This is a genomic window from Actinosynnema sp., assembly GCF_052038725.1.
Window position 1 is genome coordinate 1 of sequence record NZ_JBQGCX010001437.1, and the last position, 3,009, is coordinate 3,009.

Annotated in this window: 3 protein-coding genes; 2 read left to right on the forward strand and 1 reads right to left on the reverse strand. The window is 74.6% G+C overall.

Features of this window, described 5'->3' with window-relative positions; translation table 11 throughout:
* Positions 1-512: 512 nt before the first annotated feature.
* A complete protein-coding gene (locus ACTUAL_RS30390; protein ID WP_096491873.1) occupies positions 513-1,283 on the forward strand; it encodes a VOC family protein in 771 nt (256 codons plus the stop codon).
* Here the strand turns inward: ACTUAL_RS30390 and ACTUAL_RS30395 are convergent.
* Positions 1,252-2,055 (reverse strand): TSUP family transporter, encoded by an 804-nt coding sequence (locus ACTUAL_RS30395; protein ID WP_440902644.1) that lies wholly within the window; start codon positions 2,053-2,055, stop codon positions 1,252-1,254. The two genes, ACTUAL_RS30390 and ACTUAL_RS30395, sit on opposite strands and share 32 nt — an antisense overlap.
* 268 nt (positions 2,056-2,323) lie before the next feature.
* Here ACTUAL_RS30395 and rpsT point away from each other — a divergent pair, with 268 nt between their 5' ends.
* Positions 2,324-2,584 carry a 30S ribosomal protein S20 gene (rpsT, locus tag ACTUAL_RS30400; protein WP_015800049.1) on the forward strand — a complete coding sequence of 87 codons (261 nt, stop codon included), beginning with the start codon at positions 2,324-2,326 and terminating at the stop codon, positions 2,582-2,584.
* The last annotated feature ends 425 nt before the right edge of the window (positions 2,585-3,009 follow it).

A 3,009-nucleotide genomic window follows, 5' to 3' on the forward strand; every position in this document is an offset into this window, starting at 1 on the left:
CCCGCGGGGGGGGGCGGGGGGGGGAGGGGGGGACGCTGGGGGGCGCCTGCCCCGGCGGCACACCGCACGACCGGTGGCCGCCGGGGCAGGCGCTTTTCCACGCACGGGCTTCGAAGCCCGCTCGCGCGGACGGGCTCAGCCGCCCCGGACAGCGCGCCCTCGCACATCCGCCACCATCACCCGCCATCGGCAGTAGGCCACGCCCCTGCGCACCCGCCACCACCGGCAGTCCGCCACCAGCCACCGGCGGTCGGCCACCCGCCACCGGCAGTCCGCCACCCACCACCGGCAGTCCGCCACCCACCACCGGCAGTCCGCCAACCGCCACCGGTGGTCGGTCACCAGCCGCTAGCCGCCAGCCCTCTGGTCACCGCTACCCCGTCACCGACGCTCTCGCCGCCGCTCCCCCACCACACCCCTCCCCCGCGCGCCAGTCCACCCGCCGCCGCTCCCCGAGTGGCGACCGGTGCGGTCAGGTGCCACCGTCGTTGCGCTGCCGCCGAGGAGGCCCCATGACCGAGCTGACCGAACCGCACCCGCAGGGCGCCCCCGCGTGGGTCGACATGATGACCGGCGACCGGGCGGGCGCCGCCGAGTTCTACGGCGGGTTGTTCGGCTGGGACTTCGAGCAGGCCGAGGCCGGGCGGACGCGGGCGCTGGTGCGGGGCAAGCCGGTCGCCGGGTTCACCGGGGTGCCGGGCGACTCGCTGCTGCCCGTGGTGTGGACGACGTACTTCGCCACCGACGACCTCGACGACACGCTCGCCCTGCTCGTCGCGCACGGCGGCACGCAGCTCGGCCCCGCGTTCGACGCGGGCGCGGACGGCCGGGGCGCGCTGGCGGTCGACCCGACCGGCGCGGCGTTCGGGCTGTGGGAGGCGGGCACGCACATCGGGGCGCACGTGGTGCGCGAGCCGGGCGCGGTGTGGTGGAACGAGCTGGCCACCAGGGACGCGGCGGGCGCGGTCGAGTTCTACCGGGCGGTGCTCGGGCTGGAGCCGGACCCGGCTCCGGGGTCCGGCTACCGGCGGTTGTCGCTGGACGGGCACGTGGTGGCGGGGGTGTTCAGCATGGACGACGCGGTCCCCGAGGGGATACCGGCGCACTGGATGGCCTACTTCACCGTGCCCGACGCCGACGTGGCCGCGACGCGCGCCCGCGAGCTGGGCGGCGTGGTGGTGCACCCGGTGGTGGAGGTCCCGTTCGGGCGGTTCACCACGCTGGGCGACCCGTCCGGCGCGACGTTCCGGATCATCCAGCCACCGCCTTCACCCCGAGGCTGACCACCAGCGCGACCACGACGGTCAGGAACACCCGGCGCACGAACCCGGACCCGCGCCGCACGGCGAGCCTGGCCCCGACGACCGCGCCGCCCGCGTTGCACACGGCCATGACCGCGCCCAGCCCCCACAGGACCTTGCCCGCCGGGATGAAGTAGAGCAGCGCGCCGAGGTTCGTGGCCACGTTGACGATCTTGGCGGTGGCCGAGGCGGGCACGAACGCGAACCCGATCAGCCCGACCAGCAGGAACACCAGGAACGCCCCGGTGCCGGGCCCGGCGAGCCCGTCGTAGAAGCCGATCACCGCGCCTCCTGCGCCCATCGCGGCGAGCTGCGCGGGACGGCTGAACCGGGGCCGGTCGGCGACGCCCAGCTCGGGCTTGCGCCAGGTGTAGAGGCCGACGCCGAGCAGCGCGACGAGCACCACGGCGTTGAGCACGCCCGGTTCGAGGCTGCCCGCGAACGCCGCGCCCCCGACCGCGCCGACGAACGCCGCGAACGCCATCGGCAGGGCGGCGGCCCAGTCCACGGTGGTCTGCACGGTGTAGGTGCGCACGGCCGCCGCAGTGCCGACGACGGCGGCGACCTTGCTGGTCGCGAGCGAGTAGATCGGTTGGCCACCGGGCCCGATGAGCAGCATCGCGGGCAGCTGGATCAGCCCGCCACCGCCCACGACGGCGTCGACCGCGCCCGCGAGCGCGGCGGCGAGGCAGAGGAACAGCAGCCCGGCGAGGGACACGTGGCCGAAACCGGACCAGTCGAGCGGGGTCGTCACGGGCGCACGGTAACCGGACAGGTGTACGGCTACCTCAGTGGTGTGGTGCAGTTGACTCCTTACCGGCGCAGGTCACCGCCCTCGGCCCCGGATTGGCTGCGCCCGGTGACCGTTTGCTACCGTTGTCGCCGCGTACCGCGCGGCATTCCGCCGTGGAGGAAACCCGCCAGCCAGGTCGAGCGCCCCGCGAGGGGTGGCCGGTCGCGGCCGGTGGAGCTGAGCTACCAGCGCGGTGCGCACCCAGGACTCAGGAAAAGGTGGCTTTCGCATGGCGAACATCAAGTCCCAGCTCAAGCGGATCAAGACGAACGAGAAGGCGCGCCTGCGCAACAAGGCCGTCAAGTCGTCGCTGAAGACCGCGATCCGCAAGTTCCGCGAGGCCGCCGAGGCCGGTGACAAGGACAAGGCCCTCGCCCTGGTGCAGGACGCGTCCCGCAAGCTGGACAAGGCCGTGTCCAAGGGCGTGATCCACGCCAACCAGGCCGCGAACAAGAAGTCGGCCATGGCGAAGCGCGCCAACCAGATCTGATCACCCCAGATCCGGCGGGCTGCGACCGCAGCGGCTGAACGGGCGCCGCACCCCACCCGGGTGCGGCGCCCGTCGCGTTGGCGGTCACCGCAGTGCGGCGGCGGCTCGCGCCGTCCGGTGGACGGCTCGCGCAGTCCGGTGGACGGCCCGCGCAGTCCGGTGGGCGGCTCATGCCAGCCGCGATTCATCTGCATCAACGGGCTGCCCGCGTCAGCGGCGAGCAGCCGCCCCGTGCAGACACCGGCCCGCGCACACCAGCGGCAGGCAACCCAAGCCGACGCCTGCCCGCCCACACCAGCAGCGGGCAGCCCGTACCGGCGCAGGCCCACCCACGTCAGCGGTGGGCAGCCCACGCCGACACCGGCCCACCCACGTCAGCGGCAGGCAGCCCGTACCGGCGCAGGCCCACCCACACCAGCAGCAGG